The following is a 373-nucleotide window of genomic DNA, read 5'->3' as shown; positions in this document are numbered from 1 at the left end:
GTTGTTCGACGCGGCCGTCCACCTGCCCGCCTGGGCGGGGCTTGCCGAGGTGCCGGAGGGACAGAACCGGTTGCCGTTCGCCTGGAACGGCGTCCGCCTGCACGCCACCGGCGCCACCGACCTGCGGGTACGCGTCAAGCTGGGCGACTCCGGATCGCTGTCGCTCCAGGCCGCCGACCCCACCGGCGCGCCGGTCGCCTCGATCGACACCCTTACCGCCAGGCTGGTCTCCGCCGAGCAGCTCAAGGTCTCCGGATCGGCTGAGGAGAACACCCTGTTCCGGGTGGAGTGGTCACCGCTGGATCCCGTGCCGGCCCCGCGCGAGGCATGGGCGGTGCTCGGCGACCGCCCGCTCTACGACACACTGCGCCAG

1 protein-coding gene is annotated in these 373 nt (G+C 72.7%); it reads left to right on the top strand.

Going from position 1 to position 373, the window contains the following annotated elements; all coding sequences use genetic code 11:
- Window positions 1-373 (top strand): polyketide synthase dehydratase domain-containing protein (locus HCK04_RS40675; protein ID WP_168066728.1); only part of this gene is annotated, 373 nt, incomplete at both ends.

The organism is Microbispora sp. CL1-1, assembly GCF_012034195.1.
Taxonomy (GTDB): Bacteria; Actinomycetota; Actinomycetes; order Streptosporangiales; family Streptosporangiaceae; genus Microbispora.
Note: the sequence above shows the minus strand (reverse complement) of the source record. Positions and strands in the feature narration are given on the sequence as shown.